At 71.4% G+C, this 19,730-nt stretch carries 25 protein-coding genes; 14 read left to right on the forward strand and 11 right to left on the reverse strand.

Annotated features, from left to right (window positions below):
- Together ACP7TJ_RS16695 and ACP7TJ_RS16700 are read left to right on the forward strand one after the other, a co-directional pair.
- Complete coding sequence (locus ACP7TJ_RS16695; protein ID WP_367423549.1) at positions 1-552, forward strand: SigE family RNA polymerase sigma factor; 552 nt, start codon at positions 1-3, stop codon at positions 550-552.
- Positions 549-1,256, forward strand: a complete 708-nt coding sequence (locus tag ACP7TJ_RS16700) for a hypothetical protein (RefSeq protein ID WP_425822424.1) — start codon at positions 549-551, stop codon at positions 1,254-1,256. The genes ACP7TJ_RS16695 and ACP7TJ_RS16700 overlap by 4 nt, the downstream gene beginning before the upstream one ends.
- 78 nt (positions 1,257-1,334) lie before the next feature.
- Here the strand turns inward: ACP7TJ_RS16700 and ACP7TJ_RS16705 are convergent, their stop codons facing one another.
- From ACP7TJ_RS16705 to ACP7TJ_RS16715, 3 genes are all read right to left on the reverse strand, one after another.
- Positions 1,335-1,919 carry a TerD family protein gene (locus ACP7TJ_RS16705; protein WP_093764397.1) on the reverse strand — a complete coding sequence of 195 codons (585 nt, stop codon included), beginning with the start codon at positions 1,917-1,919 and terminating at the stop codon, positions 1,335-1,337.
- Positions 1,920-2,022: 103 nt separating this feature from the next.
- Complete coding sequence (locus tag ACP7TJ_RS16710; RefSeq protein ID WP_427763669.1) at positions 2,023-2,790, reverse strand: polysaccharide deacetylase family protein; 768 nt, start codon at positions 2,788-2,790, stop codon at positions 2,023-2,025.
- A 228-nt stretch (positions 2,791-3,018) separates the two neighbouring features.
- Positions 3,019-3,189, reverse strand: coding sequence for a hypothetical protein (locus tag ACP7TJ_RS16715; RefSeq protein ID WP_033276627.1), 171 nt, complete (start codon positions 3,187-3,189; stop codon positions 3,019-3,021).
- A 137-nt stretch (positions 3,190-3,326) separates the two neighbouring features.
- Here ACP7TJ_RS16715 and ACP7TJ_RS16720 point away from each other — a divergent pair, with 137 nt between their 5' ends.
- A complete protein-coding gene (locus ACP7TJ_RS16720) occupies positions 3,327-3,500 on the forward strand; it encodes a CsbD family protein (RefSeq protein WP_167741275.1) in 174 nt (57 codons plus the stop codon).
- A 73-nt stretch (positions 3,501-3,573) separates the two neighbouring features.
- Here ACP7TJ_RS16720 and ACP7TJ_RS16725 read toward each other — a convergent pair whose 3' ends face one another.
- The 3 genes from ACP7TJ_RS16725 to ACP7TJ_RS16735 form a co-directional block, all read right to left on the reverse strand.
- Positions 3,574-3,960 carry a hypothetical protein gene (locus tag ACP7TJ_RS16725; protein WP_380874044.1) on the reverse strand — a complete coding sequence of 129 codons (387 nt, stop codon included), beginning with the start codon at positions 3,958-3,960 and terminating at the stop codon, positions 3,574-3,576.
- A 71-nt stretch (positions 3,961-4,031) separates the two neighbouring features.
- On the reverse strand, positions 4,032-4,766 hold the full coding sequence (locus ACP7TJ_RS16730) for a translation initiation factor IF-2 (protein WP_093764399.1): 735 nt from the start codon (positions 4,764-4,766) through the stop codon (positions 4,032-4,034).
- A gap of 59 nt (positions 4,767-4,825) precedes the next feature.
- Complete coding sequence (locus ACP7TJ_RS16735) at positions 4,826-5,593, reverse strand: DUF3152 domain-containing protein (protein ID WP_266398950.1); 768 nt, start codon at positions 5,591-5,593, stop codon at positions 4,826-4,828.
- Between the two features lie 251 nt (positions 5,594-5,844).
- Here ACP7TJ_RS16735 and ACP7TJ_RS16740 point away from each other — a divergent pair, with 251 nt between their 5' ends.
- The 4 genes from ACP7TJ_RS16740 to ACP7TJ_RS16755 all read left to right on the forward strand — a co-directional run bounded on the left by ACP7TJ_RS16740 (position 5,845) and on the right by ACP7TJ_RS16755 (position 9,351).
- Entirely contained in the window at positions 5,845-6,537 is a 693-nt protein-coding gene (locus ACP7TJ_RS16740) for a response regulator transcription factor (RefSeq protein ID WP_167741272.1), read from the forward strand.
- Positions 6,538-6,614: 77 nt separating this feature from the next.
- Positions 6,615-8,090 (forward strand): sensor histidine kinase, encoded by a 1,476-nt coding sequence (locus ACP7TJ_RS16745; RefSeq protein ID WP_093764651.1) that lies wholly within the window; start codon positions 6,615-6,617, stop codon positions 8,088-8,090.
- Positions 8,087-8,653 (forward strand): GerMN domain-containing protein, encoded by a 567-nt coding sequence (locus ACP7TJ_RS16750; RefSeq protein ID WP_266398953.1) that lies wholly within the window; start codon positions 8,087-8,089, stop codon positions 8,651-8,653. Before ACP7TJ_RS16745 ends, ACP7TJ_RS16750 begins: the two co-directional genes overlap by 4 nt.
- A gap of 194 nt (positions 8,654-8,847) precedes the next feature.
- Complete coding sequence (locus ACP7TJ_RS16755) at positions 8,848-9,351, forward strand: lamin tail domain-containing protein (protein WP_427763676.1); 504 nt, start codon at positions 8,848-8,850, stop codon at positions 9,349-9,351.
- Between the two features lie 110 nt (positions 9,352-9,461).
- Here ACP7TJ_RS16755 and ACP7TJ_RS16760 read toward each other — a convergent pair whose 3' ends face one another.
- On the reverse strand, positions 9,462-11,381 hold the full coding sequence (locus tag ACP7TJ_RS16760; RefSeq protein WP_427763677.1) for a TerD family protein: 1,920 nt from the start codon (positions 11,379-11,381) through the stop codon (positions 9,462-9,464).
- Between the two features lie 148 nt (positions 11,382-11,529).
- On the opposite strand from ACP7TJ_RS16760, the gene ACP7TJ_RS16765 reads away from it, so the two are divergent.
- Positions 11,530-11,994 (forward strand): helix-turn-helix domain-containing protein, encoded by a 465-nt coding sequence (locus tag ACP7TJ_RS16765; protein WP_367542812.1) that lies wholly within the window; start codon positions 11,530-11,532, stop codon positions 11,992-11,994.
- A gap of 1 nt (position 11,995) precedes the next feature.
- A complete protein-coding gene (locus ACP7TJ_RS16770) occupies positions 11,996-12,577 on the forward strand; it encodes a PIN domain-containing protein (RefSeq protein ID WP_093764404.1) in 582 nt (193 codons plus the stop codon).
- A gap of 236 nt (positions 12,578-12,813) precedes the next feature.
- Here the strand turns inward: ACP7TJ_RS16770 and ACP7TJ_RS16775 are convergent, their stop codons facing one another.
- A complete protein-coding gene (locus tag ACP7TJ_RS16775; RefSeq protein WP_266398962.1) occupies positions 12,814-13,632 on the reverse strand; it encodes an MBL fold metallo-hydrolase in 819 nt (272 codons plus the stop codon).
- A gap of 237 nt (positions 13,633-13,869) precedes the next feature.
- On the opposite strand from ACP7TJ_RS16775, the gene ACP7TJ_RS16780 reads away from it, so the two are divergent.
- A complete protein-coding gene (locus ACP7TJ_RS16780) occupies positions 13,870-14,130 on the forward strand; it encodes a CopG family transcriptional regulator (protein ID WP_189910156.1) in 261 nt (86 codons plus the stop codon).
- The gene (locus ACP7TJ_RS16785; protein WP_193457796.1) at positions 14,127-14,570 is read left to right on the forward strand and encodes a PIN domain-containing protein; all 444 of its coding nucleotides are present in this window, start codon (positions 14,127-14,129) and stop codon (positions 14,568-14,570) included. Before ACP7TJ_RS16780 ends, ACP7TJ_RS16785 begins: the two co-directional genes overlap by 4 nt.
- Positions 14,571-14,823: 253 nt before the next feature.
- Here ACP7TJ_RS16785 and ACP7TJ_RS16790 read toward each other — a convergent pair whose 3' ends face one another.
- Entirely contained in the window at positions 14,824-15,231 is a 408-nt protein-coding gene (locus ACP7TJ_RS16790; protein WP_193457795.1) for an arsenate reductase ArsC, read from the reverse strand.
- Positions 15,232-15,323: 92 nt separating this feature from the next.
- Between ACP7TJ_RS16790 and ACP7TJ_RS16795 the strand changes: the two genes are divergently transcribed.
- The 3 genes from ACP7TJ_RS16795 (at position 15,324) to ACP7TJ_RS16805 (ending at position 17,957) form a co-directional block, all read left to right on the forward strand.
- Positions 15,324-15,632, forward strand: a complete 309-nt coding sequence (locus ACP7TJ_RS16795; RefSeq protein WP_093764409.1) for an ArsR/SmtB family transcription factor — start codon at positions 15,324-15,326, stop codon at positions 15,630-15,632.
- Positions 15,629-16,759 (forward strand): ACR3 family arsenite efflux transporter, encoded by a 1,131-nt coding sequence (arsB, locus tag ACP7TJ_RS16800; RefSeq protein WP_427763681.1) that lies wholly within the window; start codon positions 15,629-15,631, stop codon positions 16,757-16,759. The genes ACP7TJ_RS16795 and arsB overlap by 4 nt, the downstream gene beginning before the upstream one ends.
- Before the next feature lie 133 nt (positions 16,760-16,892).
- Positions 16,893-17,957, forward strand: a complete 1,065-nt coding sequence (locus ACP7TJ_RS16805) for an ArsO family NAD(P)H-dependent flavin-containing monooxygenase (protein WP_427763683.1) — start codon at positions 16,893-16,895, stop codon at positions 17,955-17,957.
- Between the two features lie 120 nt (positions 17,958-18,077).
- Here ACP7TJ_RS16805 and ACP7TJ_RS16810 read toward each other — a convergent pair whose 3' ends face one another.
- On the reverse strand, positions 18,078-18,443 hold the full coding sequence (locus ACP7TJ_RS16810) for an ArsR/SmtB family transcription factor (protein ID WP_048457262.1): 366 nt from the start codon (positions 18,441-18,443) through the stop codon (positions 18,078-18,080).
- 57 nt (positions 18,444-18,500) lie between these two features.
- Positions 18,501-19,583, reverse strand: coding sequence for a flavin-containing monooxygenase (locus ACP7TJ_RS16815; protein ID WP_427763686.1), 1,083 nt, complete (start codon positions 19,581-19,583; stop codon positions 18,501-18,503).
- Positions 19,584-19,730: the final 147 nt, after the last annotated feature.

Consider the following 19,730-nt stretch of genomic DNA (forward strand, 5'->3'; position numbering starts at 1 on the left):
GTGCCGCACGAGACATCCGCAGCCTTCCCGGAACACCCCGACTTCGCCACCTACGCGGGTGCGGCCTGGGCCCGTCTGGTGCGGACCGCGCTCCTGCTCACCGGGGACTTCCACGAGGCCGAGGATCTCGTGCAGACCACCCTGGCGAAGGTGTACGCCCGCTGGGGGCGCGTCCCGCCCGACGACATCGACCTCTACGTCCGGCGCTCCCTGGTCAACAACAACATCAGCCGGACCCGCAGACGCCGGGTCACGCATCTGCTGATGCCGTTCCTGCCGGAGCGGGTGCACCAGTCCGACCAGGGCCACGCCGAGTCCGTCGAGTCCCGCGCCGCGATCACCGAGGCGCTGGGCTCGCTGTCCACCCGGCAGCGCACGGTGCTGGTGCTGCGGTACTGGGAGGACCTGCCGGAGGCCGCCGTCGCCGAGGTGCTCAACTGCTCGCTCGGCACGGTCAAGACGCATGCGCGGCGCGGTCTCGAGGCCCTGCGCTCCCATCCCGCGTTCGCCGCCGCCGAGCGCCCGCACCCTCTTCCCGGAGCCCGCCCATGAACCACCTCGACCCGGAAGCAGAACCGGACGCGGAGCCCGCCGGGGCCGGACGGCTGCGCGAGGCGCTGGCCGCCGCCGCGTACGACGTCACCCCGTCCCGTTTGCCGCTGGCCGCCGTGGAACGCCGCGGCCGGCTGATCCGCCGCAGGCGCCGTACGACCGTGCTGGGCGTGGGCTGCGCCGTGCTGCTGGCGCCGCTGGCCTTCGTCTCGCTGCACGGCCCGGACGACGGCGACCGGGTCACGCGCCCGGCCGCCACGGTGTCCGCCTCACCCGTGCCCTCCCGCTCACCGAGCGCGCCCGCGCCGACGCCGCGCGTCGTCGCACCGGGCGAGCGGGTGACGGCGGCGCCGGGGTTCGTCCTGTGGCTGACGGAGGAGGGGAAGCACTGGACGACGCCGGACAGTCCCGAGCCGCAGTTCCGGAGCGTGAACAGCGACAACATCGACCGGGACGTCCCCGGAGTCACGGTGCAGTCCGAGTCGTCGCCCACCGGGGCGCTGCTCTCGGGCCTCTACTACGGCGGTGCGGGGACGGCGTCGGTGGTCGAGGTCGCGTCGGAGAACGGACCGGTGCGCGGCGAGCTGCTGGAGCTGCCCGGCCGTCCCGGCTGGGGCGTCTGGTACGCCGTCGCCGACACCGACGACCTGGGGCGGGTCACCGTGCGCGACACCGAGGGCGGCGTCTACGCGCAGTTTCCCTGACGGGGGAGGGCGGCCACGACACCTCTCATCCGGTGCCGTGGCCGCCCGTTTCTCTTCCGCCCTTCTCCGCCGCGGCCGTTACTTGCTGACGGCGAACCGCATCAGGGCGTGCTCGTCGCCCTGCTTGATCTTGCCGGTCTCGTTGATGACCTGGAGTTTCCAGCCGTTGCCCACCTTGACTGCCTTGGCGACGGCGCAGCCGTTGTCCTGGCTGAGCATGCTCGGCCAGATGTCGGCGACCTGCTGGGTGCTGCCGCCGGTGGCGTCGTAGACCTTGAAGCTGATGTTGCGGGCTTTCTGGAAGGAGCTGCCCTTCTTGTAGGCGGCCGCGACGAACACGATCGAGGTGATGGCGCCGGGCAGCCGGGAGAACTCGACGGTCACCGTCTCGTCGTCCCCGTCGCCGTGGCCCGTCTGGTTGTCGCCGCTGTGCAGGAGGGAGCCGTTGCCCATCGGGTCGAGCGAGTCCAGGCCCGCCAGGCGCACCGGGTCGCTGCCGGACATGGCGACGGCGATCAGGTCGAGGTCCGTACCGGTCTTGCGGCGCAGCTTGCCGAGCACTCCGCCGCTGGCGCCGGCGGTCGGGTCCCAGGAGACTCCGATGGAGAGGTGCGTGACCCCGTCCAGGTCCGCGGGGCCGTCTTCCTTGGTCAGCGTGATCATGAACGAGCCATCCTTCGTCGACGGGTGTACGGCGTTGAGTCTGCCTGGCAGCGCTCCATCCTGAACAGGCGGGTCTGCCCTGAATCGCGATCGTTGTGGACGGTCAGCGCACCGGGAAGCCGAAGGAGTAGCCCTCCTCCTTCAGCCAGGGCAGCACACGGCGCAGCGCCTCGACGGTCTGCGCGCGGTCGCCGCCGGCGTCGTGGAAGAGGATGGTCGGGCCGTTGGGCAGCTCCCGCTGCACGGTCTCGACGATGGAGTCCGCGCCCGGCTGCTCGAAGTCCTTGGTGTCGACGTTCCAGCCCAGCGGGCGCATGCCGCGGGAGGCGGCGACCGCGCGGCTGTGCGGGGTGAAGGCCCCGCCGGGCGCACGGTAGTAGAGGGGACGGACGCCGCCGGACGCCTTGGTGATCATGCGCTCGGCGTCGAGGATCTCCTTCGACTGGTACGCCTCGGACTTCCGGTCCATGGCGGTGTCGTGGGAGACGGAGTGGTCGCACAGGACGTGCCCGTCCGCGACGATCTCCTTGACCAGGCCGGGGTGCGCCTGCGCCTGGATCCCGGTCAGGCAGAAGGTGGCCTTCACGCCCTCCTCGCGCAGCAGCTCCAGCACCTGGGGCGTCCAGCGGGGGTCGGGGCCGTCGTCGATGGTGATGTTGACGCCGCGCGGGCCCGCGTCGGAGGCGTGCGCGATCGTGGGGGAGACCCGCTCGACGGCGGCGGGGGTCGCGGACGCGCCGGCCTGCGGGGCGCCGCTCACGACGTCGGCCTGGGCGGTGTACACCGAGGCGCCGACGGCGAGCATCGTCACCCCGAGCGCGGCCCCGGCCACCTTGCCGTACCAGCCTCGTCCACCGCTGTGCCGCGCCATGTCCCGCCCCGCTTTCCGCTGTCGTCCGTCGTCGCTCGCCGGTGTCCCGGAATCCCCGGGAACCACTGGGCAGGACGGGAGACGGACGTCCCCGGATGCGTCCGTTACCGATCACGGACACATCCGGGGACGTTCGCGGACAGAACAGGGGCGACCGCACGGGCCGGGGGCCCGGTCACCGTGGTGACCGGGCCCCCGGGGGGTGGTGCGGCGTCGGGGTGCGCCGCGTCACCAGCGGTACCAGCGGCCGCGACCACCGCCCGCGTTGGTGGAGCGCATGACGAAGCCGAGCAGCCAGATCACGAGGACCGCGATGGCGATCCACCACAGCACCTTCACGGCGAAGCCGGCGCCGAACAGGATCAGGGCGAGAAGCAGAACGAGCAGCAAGGGAACCATAGTTATCGACCTCCTGCCGCTCCGTTTGCCCTCGACCCGCAGCCGCACACCTCACCGTCACCTTGTTTGTGAAGGAACAGTGCGGGCACTCGGGGGCTCACGACACAGTGCCCGAACGCTACGAGGAGGCGTGTTCCGTGAGTGCCGGTGAGAAGGCCAAGGCGAAGACCGAGCAGGCGCAGGGCAAGGCCCAGGAGGCCCTGGGGCGCGCCACCGGGAACGACCGCATGGAGGCGCAGGGCCAGGCCACGAAGAGCAAGGGCGACGCCCGCGAGGCCAAGGAGAAGACGAAGGACGCGTTCAAGCACTGACCTGCTTCGACACGCCCGCGTGGGGCTGCCCCGGCTGTGTACCGGGGCAGCCCCACGCGGGCGTTCGAACGGTTCAGGTGCGCCGGGTGGCGAGCCGGTAGATGCCGTAGGTGATGCCGAGGATGACGTCGACGGCGGCCCACAGGGCGATGACGAGCCCGACGCCGATGGCGGTCCCCGCGTCACTCGCGGAGTTGCAGAGGTCCAGGTCGTCACCGGTGCGCCCGCGGCACTGCTCGGGTGTCCCGCCGCCCTGGGCGATCCCCCAGATCACCCAGATCAGGAACACGACCTGGATCGCCAGGAAGCTCCAGAGGAAGACGCGGTGCTTCTTCCTCGGCGGCGGCTGGGGCGGTGGGCCTGACCCGGCCGGAGCCGGCTGGTAATCGGTCCCGGGTGGGGGCGCCTGTGGTGGACGCGGTCCCCATTGCGGCTCCTGAGCGCGGTGTCGTCTGCCCATGACACCCTCCTCGTCCTGCTGGCTTCATCATGCGCCCGCAGGGGCGTGACCGCTCGACGAGTCGAGAGCGGTCAGTGCGGCGGCGGCAGGGGGTGCAGGGCGTTGCCGACCGAGCAGCCGCCTTCGCCGGGCATGCGTTGCATGCGGGAGGGCATCCAGACGCTGGTGTCGCCGGGGGCGACGACGGCGAGGACGCAGTCCGTCGGGGAGTAGCCGTCGGACGGCGGGGACAGGAGGATGCCGACGCGGCCGTCCTCCGTCTTCACCTGTGTCGTGATCGCCGGGTCCATGTCCAGGGAGGCGAGTACCCGGCGCACCTCGGCCTCGTCCACGCGGCCGCCCTCCGGGACGCGCGGCAGGCGCGAGCCGACCGCGTCGAACGGCACCTGGGGCGGTTCCGGCGGCGGGGCGAAGCGGAGGGGCGGACCGTCGGGGCAGTCGGTCTCCCGGGCCTCCTCGCCCCACTCCGTCCGCGGGGACACCCGTAGGGCGAAACAGCGCCGCACGGTGATCGTCTGCGGGTCGAGTCCCGACTCGAGGGCCGTGCCGGTGGTGCGGACGATCAGCTCGACACCGTCCCCGTCGTGCGTGGCGGCGCCCGTGACCCGCAGTACCTCCACCCCGTCCAGGGCCGACGCCGCGTACCCCACCTCGTCGGCCGTGCGCGGCCGTTGGCTGTCCAGGCGCATGCCGGCCCTCGTGGCTTCCGCGCGTGCGGCGTCGGTCGCCTTCTCGTCGCCCGACTGGATCACCCCGCACCCCGTCAGGGCCAGCAACACCGGTGCGAGCAGCAGGAGTCGACGCATACGCCCACTCTCCGCCGCCCCGGGCCCGGCGCGCATCCGTACGGGTACTCAGATCCGCGTCACGCGGCCGGTCCCGTGACGAGGTCGCCGTCCTCGTCGTACGGCCAGGCGTTGGCCACACAGCCGTTCAGGCCCTTGATCTGCTGCATCATCACGGGCGCGAGCCGTCCCTCGCCCCCGCAGGTCATGTGGGAGTGACCGAGGAAGTGGCCCATCTCGTGGTTGATGATCAGCGCCCGGTAGTCGTGGATCGGCCCGTCGAAGGTGGGCGAGCCCTCGACCCAGCGCCTGAGGTTCACCACCACCCCGTCCGGCACCTCGCAGTTGTACTCGCCGCCGGTGTCCTGCCGGATCCCGTCCCAGCACAGGGCGTCCGCCGTGGCAGGGGTCGCGATCCTGATCGAGAGGTCGTGCGGGGCGCCCGCGCCGACCAGGCGGAACGCGTTCTCGGGGTCGTGGGTCCAGCCGCGCGGGGCGGCGAGGATCGCGGCGATCTCCCTGGCCGCCTCGGACGGCGAGACGTCCAGCCCGTCCTCGACCTCCACGACGTACCGCAGGGGCCGGGACCCCTCGCCCACCGTCTCCCCGTCGGCCCGCGCGGTGACGAACGTCCCGCTGCCCCGCTCCGGCACCTCGATCGTGGTCCTGGTCGCGGAGGGGGAGGGCGCCGTGGGCGTGGGGGCGGGGGACGGAGGGGGCGTGGGCGCGGCCCGCGGGGGCCGTGCGTCCGGCGCGTCCCGCTGTGCGCCGCCCTCGTCCCGTAATTCGGCCCGCAGGAGCGCCGCCGCTCCCAGGAGCGCGACCGCGAGCAGGCAGGTGAGCAGCACGCGCCCCCGTCTGCGCGGGCGTACCCGGCGGCGGGAGGACGGCCGTCGTCCGCCGGTGCGGCGAGCGGTCGCCCTGCTGTCGGCGGGGGGTGCGGATTGCCTCTCTCGTACCGAACGCATGACAGGTCAATCTGGTCATCCCAGTTGATCGCCCTGAGCCCGTGAGGTCACGGAACGGTAACGGCGGTCAGGTGTCCGGAGGCCGAGGCCGGCCGCGCCTGCCCTGCACCCGCCGTGCCTACACTGCGGCAATGCCACGCATCCTGATCGTCGAGGACGACTCCATCGTGCGGCAGGCCGTGCGGCTGGGCCTGCGGCATCAGGGGCACGAGGTCGTCGCGGTGGAGACGGGCGAGGAGGGGCTGGAGCAGCTTCACGCCGTCCGTCCGGACGTCGTCGTGCTCGACCTGATGCTGCCCGGCATGTCCGGCCTGGACGTGTGCCGCCGGATCAGGGAGCGCGACCAGGTGCCGATCATCATGGTCACGGCCCGGGGCGACGACATCGATGTCGTCCTGGGTCTGGAGACGGGGGCGGACGACTACGTGGTGAAACCCGTGCAGGCGCGGGTCCTCGACGCGCGCATACGCGCCGTTCTGCGCCGGCACGACGCGCCTCCGCCGGACGGCGCCCGGCCCCGGCCGGAGACGCACGGCGACCTGGTCGTCGACCGCGCCGGGCTGGTGGTGACCCACCGGGGCGAGCCCGTCACCCTCGCCCCCTCCGAACTCCGCCTGCTGCTCACCCTGTCCGCGTCCCCGGGCCAGGTGTTCAGCCGCCAGCAACTGCTGGAGGCGGTCTGGGAGCACGGCTACCACGGTGACATACGCCTCGTGGACGCCTGCGTGAAGCGTCTGCGCAGCAAGCTCGGCGAGGGCAGGAACCCGCGCTACGTGCAGACCGTCCGCGGCTTCGGCTACCGCTTCGGCACCGGCCGCGCGTGAACGGCGACCCGTCCGCGCAGCCGCGGAGCACCCCGGACCCGGCGCCGCCCGCCGGCCCCCGCCGCCTCTTCCGCGCCGTGGTGTCCCGCATCCCGCTCCCCCTCCGCGGCCTGCGCTCCCGCCTTCTGATCTCCTTCGTCCTGGTCGCCATGGCCAGCTCCCTGGGGACCGGCGCCCTCGCCTTCCGGGAGGCGCGCACGGGGGTGCTCCAGCAGAGCCAGGACTCCGTCATCAACCGCTTCCGCGCGAGCGTCGAGACCGTCGCGCCCGCCGTCCCGCACAACCCCGCCGCCTCGGACCTCCAGTGGGCGGTCAACGAGGTGATCCACGCGAACCGGTTGTCGGGCTGGCGGGTCATGGCCACCTACGGCGACCGGCGCGCGTACGCCCCCACGCCCCGCTTCACGGAGCCCAGCCCCGAGATGCTCCGCTCCGTGCGGACACGGCGAGCGGCGGTGTTCCAGCGGGTGAACGTCGACGGCAGCCCGCGTCTCCTCGTCGGCATGCCCGTGACGTACACGACGGACGAGTACCAGGTGCAGCAGCTCTCCGGGGTGGTGATGTACCTGGAGGTGCCGCAGACCGCGGAGGAGGGGTACGTCGAGGCGATGGTCAGCGGCATCGAACGGGCCACCCTGGTGGCGCTGTGCCTCGCCGTCGTCCTCGCGCTGCTGGCCGCGAGCGGCGTGCTGCGCCCCGTACGGGCCCTGCGCGGGGCGACGCGCAAGATGGCCGCGGGCCGGCTCGACGTACGGCTGAAGGTGACCGGCTCCGACGAACTGGCCGAGCTGTCCCGCTCCTTCAACGAGACGGCCGCCGAACTGGAGCGGACGGTGGCCGAGTTGCGGCGTCTGGAGGCGCGGGGCCGCCGTTTCGTGGCGGACGTGTCCCACGAACTGCGCACCCCGCTGGCGGCGATGACGGCGGTCACCGACGTACTGGACCAGCGGGTGGAGGGCGAGACGGGCGAGGCGCTGCGGCTCGTCAGCGAGGGCACGCGGCGGCTGAGCGTGCTGGTCGAGGACCTGATGGAGATCTCCCGCTTCGACGCGGGCGCGGCGCGGCTCCACCGCGACGACATCGACCTCGCCGAGTCCGTCCGGCGTACGGTCGCCTCCCGCTGGCGCCCGGAGGAGGTCGAACTGCGGCTGCCCGCACCGGGCGGACTCCGCGCCCGCGTCGACCCGCGCCGGCTCGACGTGGTGACCGCCAACCTGGTCGGCAACGCCCTGCGCCACGGCGAACCGCCGGTCCGGGTGACGCTGGAGGCACGGGACGGCCGGGCCGTCCTCGAAGTCACCGACACGGGCCCGGGCATCGCTCCGGAAGCACTGCCGCACATCTTCGAGCGCTTCTACAAGGCGAGCACGTCACGGGCGAGGAGCGGGACCGGAAGCGGCGACGGGGACAGCAGCGGCCTCGGCCTGGCCATCACGGCGGAGAACGTCCGCCTCCACGGCGGCCGCATCCACGCGGCGAACCGCCCGGGCGGCGGGGCGGTCTTCACGGTGGAGCTCCCGCTGGACCTGGACGACGAGGGGGGTACGGAGTGAGGCGGCTGGGCGCTGCGGCGCTGATGATGGCGCTGACGGGGTGCGGAGTCCCGACGTCCGACGTCATCGAGACGGGCGCCCCGGCGAGCGGGATGCCGGGGCCGGCCCCGACCAGGACCCTGGCGGAGCCGGCCACCGTCCCCCTCTTCTTCCTGAAGGACGGCGAACCGACGGCGTACCCCCGCCCGGCCACGGACGCGGGCGACCTGACCTCGGTGGTCCGCCTCCTCCTCGAGGGCCCGAACGAGAAGGAGAGGGCGGCGTCGGCGACGACGGCCCTGCCGCGCCTGACGGGCGCCCCCTCGGTGACGGTGACCGACGGCGTCACGATCACGGTGACCCTCCCGGACACCCCCACACCGGTGTCCCGCGAGGCCCTCCTCCAACTGACCTGCACGGTCCGCCACGCCTCCCCACCGGCTCCCACGGCGGTCCCCCGCCCGTCGGCCGAAGAAGCGACCCCTCCGGCGCCCACCCTCCAGCTGACAGGCCCGTCCTGGACGATGACGTCCCCGACGTCGGCCTGCCCCGCGAAACCGTCGACGGAGGCGGGGGGTCTGTAGTGCGGAGGCGCAGGCGTCTGACCGGCGCCTCGCCCCCCGACCGTGGGGCCTGGTCGACGTTCCGTTCCTCTACGCCTGGCGCTGCGGGGCATCACCGGCCAAGGACTGTCACAACTTCTTCACATCAGCATCATCGTATGAACACTTTAGGTAGGCTCCGGATGCTCCATTCGCATCACTGAGGGGGGAACCTCATGATCATCCGGCGCACCGTGACCGCTGTCGCCACCACCGCCGCCGTCGCCGCGCTCGCCCTCACGGCGGCGATACCGGCGCACGCCGCCGAGTACTCCTCGGTGCTCAAGATCAAGGGCGTGCAGTACGACGCCCCCGGGCGGGACTCCAACAAGTGCTCCGGCGGGAACACGAAGAACGAGTACCTGACGATCAAGAACTACTCGAAGAAGACGAAGGTGAACCTGAAGGGGTACAAGGTCAAGGACCGGGCCGGCAACACCTTCGTCTTCACGTCCAGCCACATCCTCGAGCCGGGTGACTACGTCCACCTGCGCGGAGGCCGGGGCACCGACTCGGACGGCAAGAACGTCGTGTACCGCCAGAACTGCAACTTCATCTGGAACAACGACAAGGACACGATCTACCTCTACAAGCCGGGCGGCACGCCGGCCGACATCCACGCCTACACCAAGAAGGCGCACGACAAGGACGGCAACGGCTACATCAAGTACCACGGCTGACGGCACGCCGGCCTCAGCACGGCAGGGCCCGGGGCATCGGCCCCGGGCCCTGCACGCCGGGCGGCCCTGCGCGCGCCCGAGAACACGCCGGCCTCCCTCCGCTGTCCCGTTCAGTCGGCGACGGCCACCCCGTACCGGCGGGCGAGGACGTCGAGCCCGTGGTCGTAGCCCTGGCCGACGGCGCGGAGACGCCAGAGCGGGCCACGGCGGTAGATCTCGGCGAGCAGCATCGTGCGTTCGGTGGTGGCGGCGTCCAGGGTGGCCCGGGCCACGGGCGCCCCGCTGCTGCCGGGGGCAGCGCCGATCTGGATCGCGCCGACCGTGCCGAAGGTGGCCGCGCCGTCGATGGCCGCGGCGACGACGATCTTCCGGGTCGCGGGCGGCAGGGACGCCAGGTTCAGGGCGATGGTCTGCTCGGCGGGGCCACCGGTCAGCAGACGCACCGTCCCGGCGGGGTTCTCCGGGGCTCCGTAGAACACGAAGTCCTCGTCGAAGGCGACCTGTTCGTCCTCGTCGAGGAGGAAGGCGACCACGTCGATCTCGCAGTCGGACTGCAGGGCCCAGCCGGCGGTGACGTACCACTCCGGCGCGGGGCCGCCGTGCGGCATGGGCAGGTCGACGACACCGCCCCTCGGCAGCACCCGCGGCTCCTGGGACCGCGACACCGCCGAGGGCCGCTCCGCCGCGGCGGGGGAGTCCAGCCAGCACGGCTCACGCACGGGGAGTTCGAGGACGCCGATGCGCTTCATGCGCCGGTCCTTCTCCCCTCCCGGCAGGAGTACGACGTCGGTGACACTGGCGGACAGGTTGACCGCCGCGGACCCGCCCAGCTCGACGACCCGGACACGAGCCGCCGCGGCTTCGGCGTGGACGCCACCGAGCACCAGCACCCGACGTCCCGCCAGCGGTCTGTCCGAGGCGCCGGCGGGGGGCTCCGGTCGACGGGGCGCGGGGACGGCCACGGAAGAGGGGGCGGTGGGCGGTGCGGCGGTCCCTACGGCGGGTGTGGCAGGGGCAGTGGCACGCACCGTCTCCGTGTCCGCGCCCCGTTCCGCGTCCGGTGCGGTCCCCGGAGCTGTCACCGGGCCGGAACGAACGGCCGTCGCCTCGTGAGCCGTGCCCGGCCGTACGTCGGCCAGCAGGCACAGGAAGGTCTGCTCGTCGATGACCGGCACGCCTTCGGCGAGGGCGCGACGGGCCTTGGCCGACGTGGACGCCGGATCGTTGGTGACCAGCACACTGGTGTGCCGGCTGACGGAGCTCATCATGTTCAGCCCGGCGGCGACCGCACGCCCGACCAGCTCCGCACGTGCGTGGGCGGTCCCCCCGGTGATCGCGACCTTCATCCCCTGCTGGAGCGGCCCGCCGGGCGTCAGACGTCCCGGATTGCGGTAGGCGCAGGGCGTCTTCGGCGGACTCGGGGTGAACTGGGACTCCGCGCGGGGCGGGCAGGTCACCAGTGGCAGAGACAGGTCGAGCCGAGCCGCCTCACGCAGCGACGCCCGCAGCACACCGGCGAGCACCCGGGTGTCGTCCAGTGCGTCGTGGGCGCGCCGCTGGGGGATGCCGTAGTGGGCGGCGAGAGTGCCGAGCCTCATGTCGTCGGTGGGTGGGTCCACCTGGCGGTTCAGCGCCAGGGTGCACAGCCGCTGCGACACAGGGAGCCACATCCGCGCACGCGCGAACTCGTGGGCCAGGAAGTCGTAGTCGAACTGGGCGTTGTGGGCGACGAGCACCCGGTCCTGGAGCATCGCTCCGATCCGCCCGGCCACCTGGTCGAAGCTGGGCGCGCCCTGCAGCAGATCGGGCGTGAGGCCGTGCACCTCCACCGGTCCCGGGTCACATCCCGGATTGACCAACGTCGAGAACTCCCCGGTCTGCTCACCGTCCGGCCCGATCGTGATCACCGCGACGGACAGCACCCGGTCCCGCCGCGGTACGAGCCCCGAGGTCTCCACGTCGACCAAGGCCCAGTCGTAGGCGTAGTCACCCGCGGCGGACGCGTCTGGAAGAGCGGAGACGAGACTCATGGCGCACAGCATGATCCGATATGCGTCGCTCCTTCAACCTAGATGGGGATATCCGCCCTTGAAGAAGGCCGCGCGGGACTGCCACCGCAGTCGGGTTGCGTTTGCTTCGTTTGTTGCGAATAATTCGAATGGGAGAGTGGAGGGCGCAGTGGGAACTGCCACAGGGAAGAAGCTCGAACCAGGCGTGGTCGACGCGGGTGACGCGCAGCGCGCGCTGCGGCGGATCAATGACTACCTCTCGCGCACTGCTCGGAGCGACGAAGACATCGAGGTGCGCCTGGAGACGGGAGCCGGCGACGAGGCGCTCGTTCTGCCGCGGCCCGTGGCGGAGATGTTCGCCTCGATACTGGCGGCCTTGGCTCATGGGCAGGGCGTCCAGGTCATGCCGGTCGACGCGGAGCTGACCACGCAGCAGGCCGCCGACATGCTGAACGTGTCCCGCCCGTACTTGATCGGCCTCCTCGAGTCCGGGGAGATTCCCTTCAGGCTCGTGGGCCGTCACCGCCGCGTTCGCCTTGCCGATCTGCGCCAGTACGTGCGTGAGGATGACGCGCGGCGCAAGGGGGCTGCCGACGAACTGATGGAACTGGATCAGGAGCTGGGGCTGCTCTGACATGGCCTTTGTCGTGCTGTACGACGCCTGCGTTCTGTACCCCAACACATTGCGGGACCTGCTGATCCGGGTCAGCCAAAAGGGTCTCGTCCGCGCCAAATGGACGGACGTGATCCTCGATGAGGTGGACCGAAACATCGCACGGGACTACAACGTGGCTCCGGAAACACTGGCGCGCCGCCGGACCCTCATGAACCAGGCGGTACGTGACTGCCTGGTCACGGGTTTTGAGCCCCTCGTCGAAGGGCTCAAGCTGCCTGACATGGACGACAGGCATGTGCTGGCCGCGGCAATCCAGGTGAGCGCCCAAGTGATCGTCACGAACAATCGCAAAGACTTCCCGCCCGACTACCTTGCCAACTGGGGTATTGAACGTAAGTCCGCCGACGACTTCATTCTGGATCTCCTAGGGCTGGACGATCGCGTGGTGTACGCCTGCGTTCAAGAGATCGCCACCTCCCGACGACGGCCGCCGCACACGTTCGACGACGTGCTGGGCCAGCTGGAACGGTCAGGACTGACGGAGTCCGTGGCCGCCCTGCGCCATGGGCCGGGAGCCGTCAGCGCGCCCGGCCCATGCTGAGCCGAATCCCGGCGGCGGTGGCGAACACAGGTCATGGAACACGCTGAGTGGCCGGCGTTCCACGCTGGACCGGCGACAACAAACCTCAAATCGTCGCCCCGGAGGTGGGTCGCCAACACCGCCGGGTGCCGGCGGTGCTGACCTCCTTGCGCGCCTGACCGGCCGGCAACGGACGACCACGGGAACCTGCCGCGTCCGGCGCCCCACGCGTGCGCGGACGTGCCGTTGCGCTCCCCTCATCCGGCTCTTTCAGCGAGGCGCTGCACGTGGGCGACGGATATGTCGGTGGTCCACTCCCAGCCGGGCTTGGCCGTGGGGCCGACTCGCGGGTCGCTGGGGACACGGCCCGCACGCACGGTCAGGACGTACGCCCGATCCTGCTCGATCCGTGCGCGTATCTCATCGGCTCCGCAGACCGATCCGTGGCCGGGGACCATGACAGCGACATCGCTTGCGACATCCTCGAGCAGACGCAGACCGGTGAGGTACTCCCCGAGAGGGTCATTGGTGTCGTTCAACTCGTCGAAGTTCGGGACGAGGACGTCGGAAAGCATGTCGCCGGCGACGAGGACCCCGCGCTCTGCGATCAGTACCGCCGCATGCCCCGGCGTATGCGCCGGGTGCTCGATGATCTGGGCACAAGGGCCGTTCCAGGGAATCTGTGCCGCCCCGGCCGGCAGACCGGTGATGAGGCCGTACAGGTCCAGCGGTGTCTCCTGGGCGATCTCCGGCGGCAACCCCTCAGCGACGCGCGCCTTCCAGTCGGGAGCCGCCCGCACCTCTCGCACATGCGCTGCGCAGCGGTCGGTGCCGTACCGGGGCGCGTCGCCGTACTCGGGGTGCCAGAGCACGTGGTCCCAGTCAGGATGCGTCGCGAAGCCCGCCTCCACGTGCTGGCCCAGCCGGCGAAGGTCGTCCGCGAGGCAGGTCATCTCGGCTTCGGTGAGCCCGGGGTCGATGAGCAGTGCCCCGGTCGGGCCCTGCACCACGACGGCGTTGTTCTCGAGCAACTCGCTCCGGTGGATCAGCACACCCTCCGCGACCTGTCGCAGCATGGCACTCCTTCTGTGGGTGGTCGAGCCGGTGCGAAAGCACCCGCCCCATACAGAGACGAGACAGCCGACCGGAAATCACCGCCGTAGCCCCACATTGAGCAGCCCGTGGCGTGACCGCGGCCAGTGGTGGGGTGATCGTGCCGCCACGGCGGAGTTCCATCGAGGCGAAGGAGGCACGGTATGTCTCTCTCGACCGGCCCACATACATCATTTTGGTACATGGGCTACGCTTGGTACATGTCCATGAAGCGCACGAACGTCTACGCCGATCCCGAGGACCTGGCGATCATCAAGGAGGCGTCCAAGAGGCGGGGCATAAGCGAGGCCGAAATCATCCGTCAGGGGATTCACCTCGCGGCGATGGCGAACCGGGTCTGGGACGAACCGTTGTTCTCGCGGACGTTCGAGGGGCCAGGGCGTACGCCGTCCAAGGCTGAGGTCCGTGACACGGTTGCCGACGCGGTCCGCCGCGAGACGGACTCCGGAACTGCTCAGTGATCATCGTCATTGCTGATACATCCGGCCTTCTGGCCGCTCTTGACGCGACCCACCCGGAGCACAGGGGCGCGAACGAGTCGATCATGGCGGCCGGTCTTCTGATCATGTCCCCGCTCCTCCTGGCGGAACTTGATCACGTGGCCACGCGTGAGTTGGGGCGCGAGGCCGCTCTGAGCGCGGTCGACGACCTGCGGCGCTGGATGAGCCGGGGTCGTGTCGTGGTGCCGGAGATCACGGAGGACCACTTGGGTGCCGCCCAGTCCGTCCGGGTCCGCTACGGCGGGCTCGACCTGGACCTCGCCGACGCGGTGAACGTGGCGCTTGCGGCCGACTACGACACGGACGCGATCCTCACTCTCGACCGACGGGATTTCCGGGCCGTACGGCCGTTGGGCCGTCACAAGGTGTTCCGGGTACTCCCGGACGATCTTCCGCTCTGACGCGGGAGTTGTGTTCCCTCTTGTCGAGATGCGCGATGAGCGGGGTGCGTCCGGAGTCCTTCGGGACGGGCAGGCGGTGCAGGGCTGCCACGGCGCGTGCCCGGTTGTCCCGCACAGGTTCTACGACGCAGCAACGACCGTTTGGCCGTTCGTCCTGCCGCGGGCGCGGCCCGCTGCGCCCGAGCCGATGACGATGACGTCGCGGACGTCCGTCAGGGCGCTCATGACCGCGGCTCCGGCGCGATCTCCTCGCTCAGACCTCCGGCGCGATCTCCTCGATCAGCCCCTCCACCAGCACCTTGATCTGGTCGCGGATCGGGCGGACGGCCTCCACGCCCTGGCCGGCCGGGTCGTCCAGCTGCCAGTCCAGGTACCGCTTGCCCGGGAAGACCGGACAGGTGTCGCCGCAGCCCATGGTGATGCAGACGTCGGACTCCTTGACCGCGTCCACGGTCAGCATCTTCGGCACCTCGGCGGAGATGTCGATGCCGACCTCGCGCATCGCCTCGACGGCGGCGGGGTTGACGCTGTCGCCCGGGTTCGAGCCGGCGGAACGGACCTCGACGCGGTCCCCGGCCAGGTGGGTCAGCCACGCGGCGGCCATCTGCGAGCGACCGGCGTTGTGGACACAGACGAACAGCACGGAGGGCTTGTCGGACATCAGGAGGTCTCTCTTGTCTCGCGACGGCATCGGGCGCTCATGAGGTCAGCACCTGGTGGTGTCAGCCACCACTGATGTGACAGTATCAGCACATGATGATGTCAGTCGACACTGACCTGATCCGGGTTCTGGCGGACCCGCTCAGGCTGCGGATCGTGACTCTGCTCGCCCAAGAGACGCTGTGCACCACCCACCTCGTGGAGGAGACGGGCGCCCGGCAGACCAACCTCTCCAACCACCTGAGGGTGCTGCGCGAGGCCGGTGTCGTCGATACGGAGCCGTGCGGCCGCTACACGTACTACAAGCTCCGTCCGGACGTCATCGCCTCGCTCGCCGGCCAGTTCGCCGAGCTGGCCGAGTCCGCCCGCACCGCCGCCGAGAACAAGAGGGCCTGTCCGTGACCCGCACCGACGCACCCGCGACGACCGCCGAGGAGTCCTCCTCCGTCGTCGCGAAGCTGTCGACGCTCGACCGCTTCCTCGCCGTCTGGATCCTCATCGCCATGGCGGTGGGCCTCGGTCTGGGCCGGGCCGTCCCGGGCCTGAACGACACCCTCGCCAAGGTCGAGGTCGGCGGCATCTCGCTGCCGATCGCCATCGGCCTGCTGATCATGATGTATCCGGTGCTCGCCAAGGTCCGCTACGACAGGCTCGACGCCGTCACCGGCGACCGCAGGCTCATGGCGTCGTCGCTGGTGATCAACTGGGTCGTCGGCCCGGTGGTGATGTTCGCGCTCGCGTGGATCTTCCTGCCCGACCTGCCCGAGTACCGCACCGGTCTGATCATCGTCGGCCTGGCCCGCTGCATCGCCATGGTCATCATCTGGAACGACCTCGCCTGCGGCGACCGCGAGGCGGCGGCCGTCCTGGTCGCGCTGAACTCGGTCTTCCAGGTCCTGGCGTTCGGCCTGCTCGGCTGGTTCTACCTCGACCTGCTGCCGGGCTGGCTCGGCCTGGGCGACGGCGAACACCTCGACATCTCCATGGGGAAGATCGCGGTGAACGTCGTCATCTTCCTCGGCGTCCCGCTGCTGGCCGGCTTCCTCACCCGCCGCGTCGGCGAGAAGAAGCTCGGCCGCGAGAGGTACGAGTCCGGCTTCCTGCCGAAGATCGGCCCCTGGGCGCTCTACGGCCTCCTCTTCACGATCGTCATCCTCTTCGCCCTGCAAGGCAGGACCATCACCTCCCAGCCTCTCGACGTCGCCCGCATCGCCCTGCCGCTGCTGGTGTACTTCGCCGTGATGTGGGCCGGGACCTTCCTGCTGGGCAAGGCGATCGGCCTCGCCTACGACCGCACGGCCACCCTCGCCTTCACGGCCGCCGGCAACAACTTCGAGCTGGCCATCGCCGTCGCCATCGCCACCTTCGGCGTCAGCTCCGGCCAGGCCCTCTCCGGCGTCGTGGGACCGCTCATCGAGGTGCCCGTCCTGATCGGCCTGGTCTACGTGTCCCTGGCCTGGCGCAAGAAGTTCGCCCCGTCCGCCCTGACCACCGAGGGCACTGAGGGCACTGAGGGCAGGGACCGCTGATGCACCGCCTGGACCGCCGCGCACAGGGAACGACCGGCACGGCCGTCGTGCGTGAGGGGGCCCTCTCCGGACGACCCGGCGAGGTCACGGCCCGCACCGTCCGGTGCACCGCGTGCGCGGCGGTGCGGGCGGCATGACACAGCACACCGATGTGGTGGTGATCGGCGGCGGCCAGGCAGGGCTCGCCGCCGGCTACCACCTGCGCCGCCAGGGCCTGGACTTCGTCGTCCTCGACGCCCAGGCCGCCCCCGGCGGAGCCTGGCAGCACACATGGGACTCCCTGCACCTGTTCTCCCCCGCCGCCTTCTCCTCCCTTCCCGGCCGCCTCATGCCGCCGCAGCCGGGCGAGGAATACCCCGAGGCCGGGCACGTGGTGGCCTACCTGAGCGACTACGAGCAGCGGTACGACCTCCCCGTACAACGGCCGGTCCGGGTCATCGGCGTGCACGACGACGGACGGCTGCTGAGGGTCGAGACCGACTCCGGCACCTGGCACGCCCGCGCGGTGATCAGCGCCACCGGCACCTGGTGGCGCCCCTTCCTCCCCGCCGTCCCGGGCCGCGACGACTTCCGGGGCCGTCAACTGCACACCGTCTCCTACCGCAGACCGCGGGACTTCGCGGGCCGGCGCGTGATCGTCGTCGGAGGCGGCAACTCGGGCGCCCAGATCGCCGCCGACCTCGCGTACGACACCGAACTGACCTGGGTGACCCGGCGTCCGCCCCGCTACCTCCCCGACGACATCGACGGCCGTGCCCTCTTTGACGCGGCGACCGCCCGCCGCCGCGCCCTCGACGCCGGCCGCCCCGACACGGGGGGCGTCGCCTCACTGGGCGACATCGTCGCCGTACCGCCGGTGCGCGAGGCGCGCGACGCCGGGCGGCTCAAGGCGTCGCCCATGTTCGAACGCCTCGACCCTGAGGGCGCCGTCTGGGCCGACGGCACGCGGGCGCCCGCCGACGCGGTGATCTGGTGCACCGGCTTCCGCCCGGCCCTCTCACACCTGGCGCCCCTCGGCCTGCGCGGCCGGCGCGGGCACATCGCCACGGTGGGCACACGGGCCGTGGACGAGCCACGTCTGCACCTCCTCGGCTACGGCGACTGGACCGGCCCCGCCTCCGCCACACTCATCGGCGTCGGACGACCGGCCCGCGACGCGGCCCGCGCTGTCGCCGAACTCCTCGGCGCGGCAAGCTGATCGTGACGAGGTGATCCGCGGGCGATCCGTCGCGAGGGCGCGGACGCGGCGATGAGGGGCGTTGGTCGGGAAGGGCGTGGCCGAGCGGGGCGTGGCCGAGCGGGGCGTGGCCGAGCGGGGCTACCGGACGGCGAGCAGTTGTCCCATCGCGGCCACCACCGACGGCTCGACCCGGTAGTAGACCCAGGTGCCGCGCCGCTCGGAGGTGAGCAGGCCGGCCTCCTTGAGCTTCTTGAGGTGGTGGGAGACGGTCGGCTGGGAGACGCCGACGTCGGAGATGTCGCACACGCACGCCTCACCGCCCTCGTGGGAGGCGACGGCCGAGAAGAGGCGCAGTCGTACCGGGTCCCCGAGCGCCTTGAACATGCGTGCCGTCCGCTCGGCCTCCTCGGCGGTGAAGGGGCGCTCACTCAACGGCGGGCAGCACGGCGCCACGGCGTCGGGGCCCTCGGGTTCCAGAAGCGGCAGCGCCTTGACGTTCGACATACGTCTATGTTGACACACGTCGAACCAAGGTGCCCAGGGTCAGGATCAGGGTCGGGGTCAGCGGGCGCGAAGCCGGGCGGCGAGACGGGCGGCGATGCGGGTGGCGTCCCTGCCGACCCCTCGCAGGGAGTTGGAGGAGAGGCTGCGCTGCCACTCCAGTCCGACGTAGGCGAGGCCGGGGTGGGTGGTCGACACGCCCTCCCGGTGCCGCGGGCGGCCCTCGGCGTCGAGGGCGCCGACCGGGCGCAGATAGCCGAGGTCGGGGCGGTAGCCGGTGGCGAGGACGATGGTGTCCACCTCCTCGGTGCTGCCGTCGGTCCACGTCACCTTCGTGCCCTCGATCTCGCGGAACACGGGGCGCACGTCCGGGGCGCCGGCCGTGACGGCGGCGCGGTAGCGGCCGTCGTCGATCACCGGCTGCGCCGGCGGCGTGCGCAGGAAACGGCCCACGGGCAGAACGTCGATTCCTGTCACCTTCAGCCACCAGTGGAGATCCCGGCCCAGTACGCGCTGCCTGGTGAAGCGCACCGGATGGCGCGCCGCGAGGGTGACCCGGGCGTGCGCCGCCAGTTCGGCGGCGATCTGCACCGCGGAGTTCCCGGCCCCGACGACCACCACTCTCCCCCGGCCTCCGGCCGGGGGGACCCCCGGTCCGGCGGAGGGCTGGGGCGCTCGGTAGTCGGCGGCGTGCAGCACGGCCCCCGCGAACTTTTCCAGTCCTGGAAGAGCAGGACGATAGGGGCGACCGAAGGTCCCGGACGCCGCCACGACGCCCCGGGCCGAGAGGCGGCCGCCGTCCTCCAGGGTGAGGGTGAAGCCCCCGTCCGCGGTGGCCACCTCCGCGACGCGCATTCCGGTGCGGATGTCGGCGTCCAGGCGGTCGGCGTAACGCAGCAGGTAGGCGACGACCTCGTCCCGGTGCGGGTAGCGCTCCGGATCACCGCCGAACGGCAGCCCGGGCAGCGAGCTGTGGCCGGCTGGGGAGAACAGGGTGAGGCTGTCGTAGTACCGCGGCCACGACCCGGCCGCCTGTGCCGACGCCTCCAGGACCACCGGCTCCAGCCCCTGTCCGCGCAGTGCGTGTGCGGTGGCCAGGCCGGACTGCCCGCCTCCGATCACTGCGACATCCACATACTCCATGGCTCGCACCCTCCCGATTTCGATGCATGTCTATCTTGACGTTCATCGAAACAGGTGCCATGCTGACGGCGCAAGCCATTGACGAATATCGAAGCAGCAAGCCGAGGCCGCTCACCTGCCGGGTCCAGGCTCGGCGCCGCAGTGCAC

The organism is Streptomyces sp. DSM 41931, from assembly GCF_050271085.1.
GTDB classification, from domain to species: domain Bacteria; phylum Actinomycetota; class Actinomycetes; order Streptomycetales; family Streptomycetaceae; genus Streptomyces; species Streptomyces albogriseolus.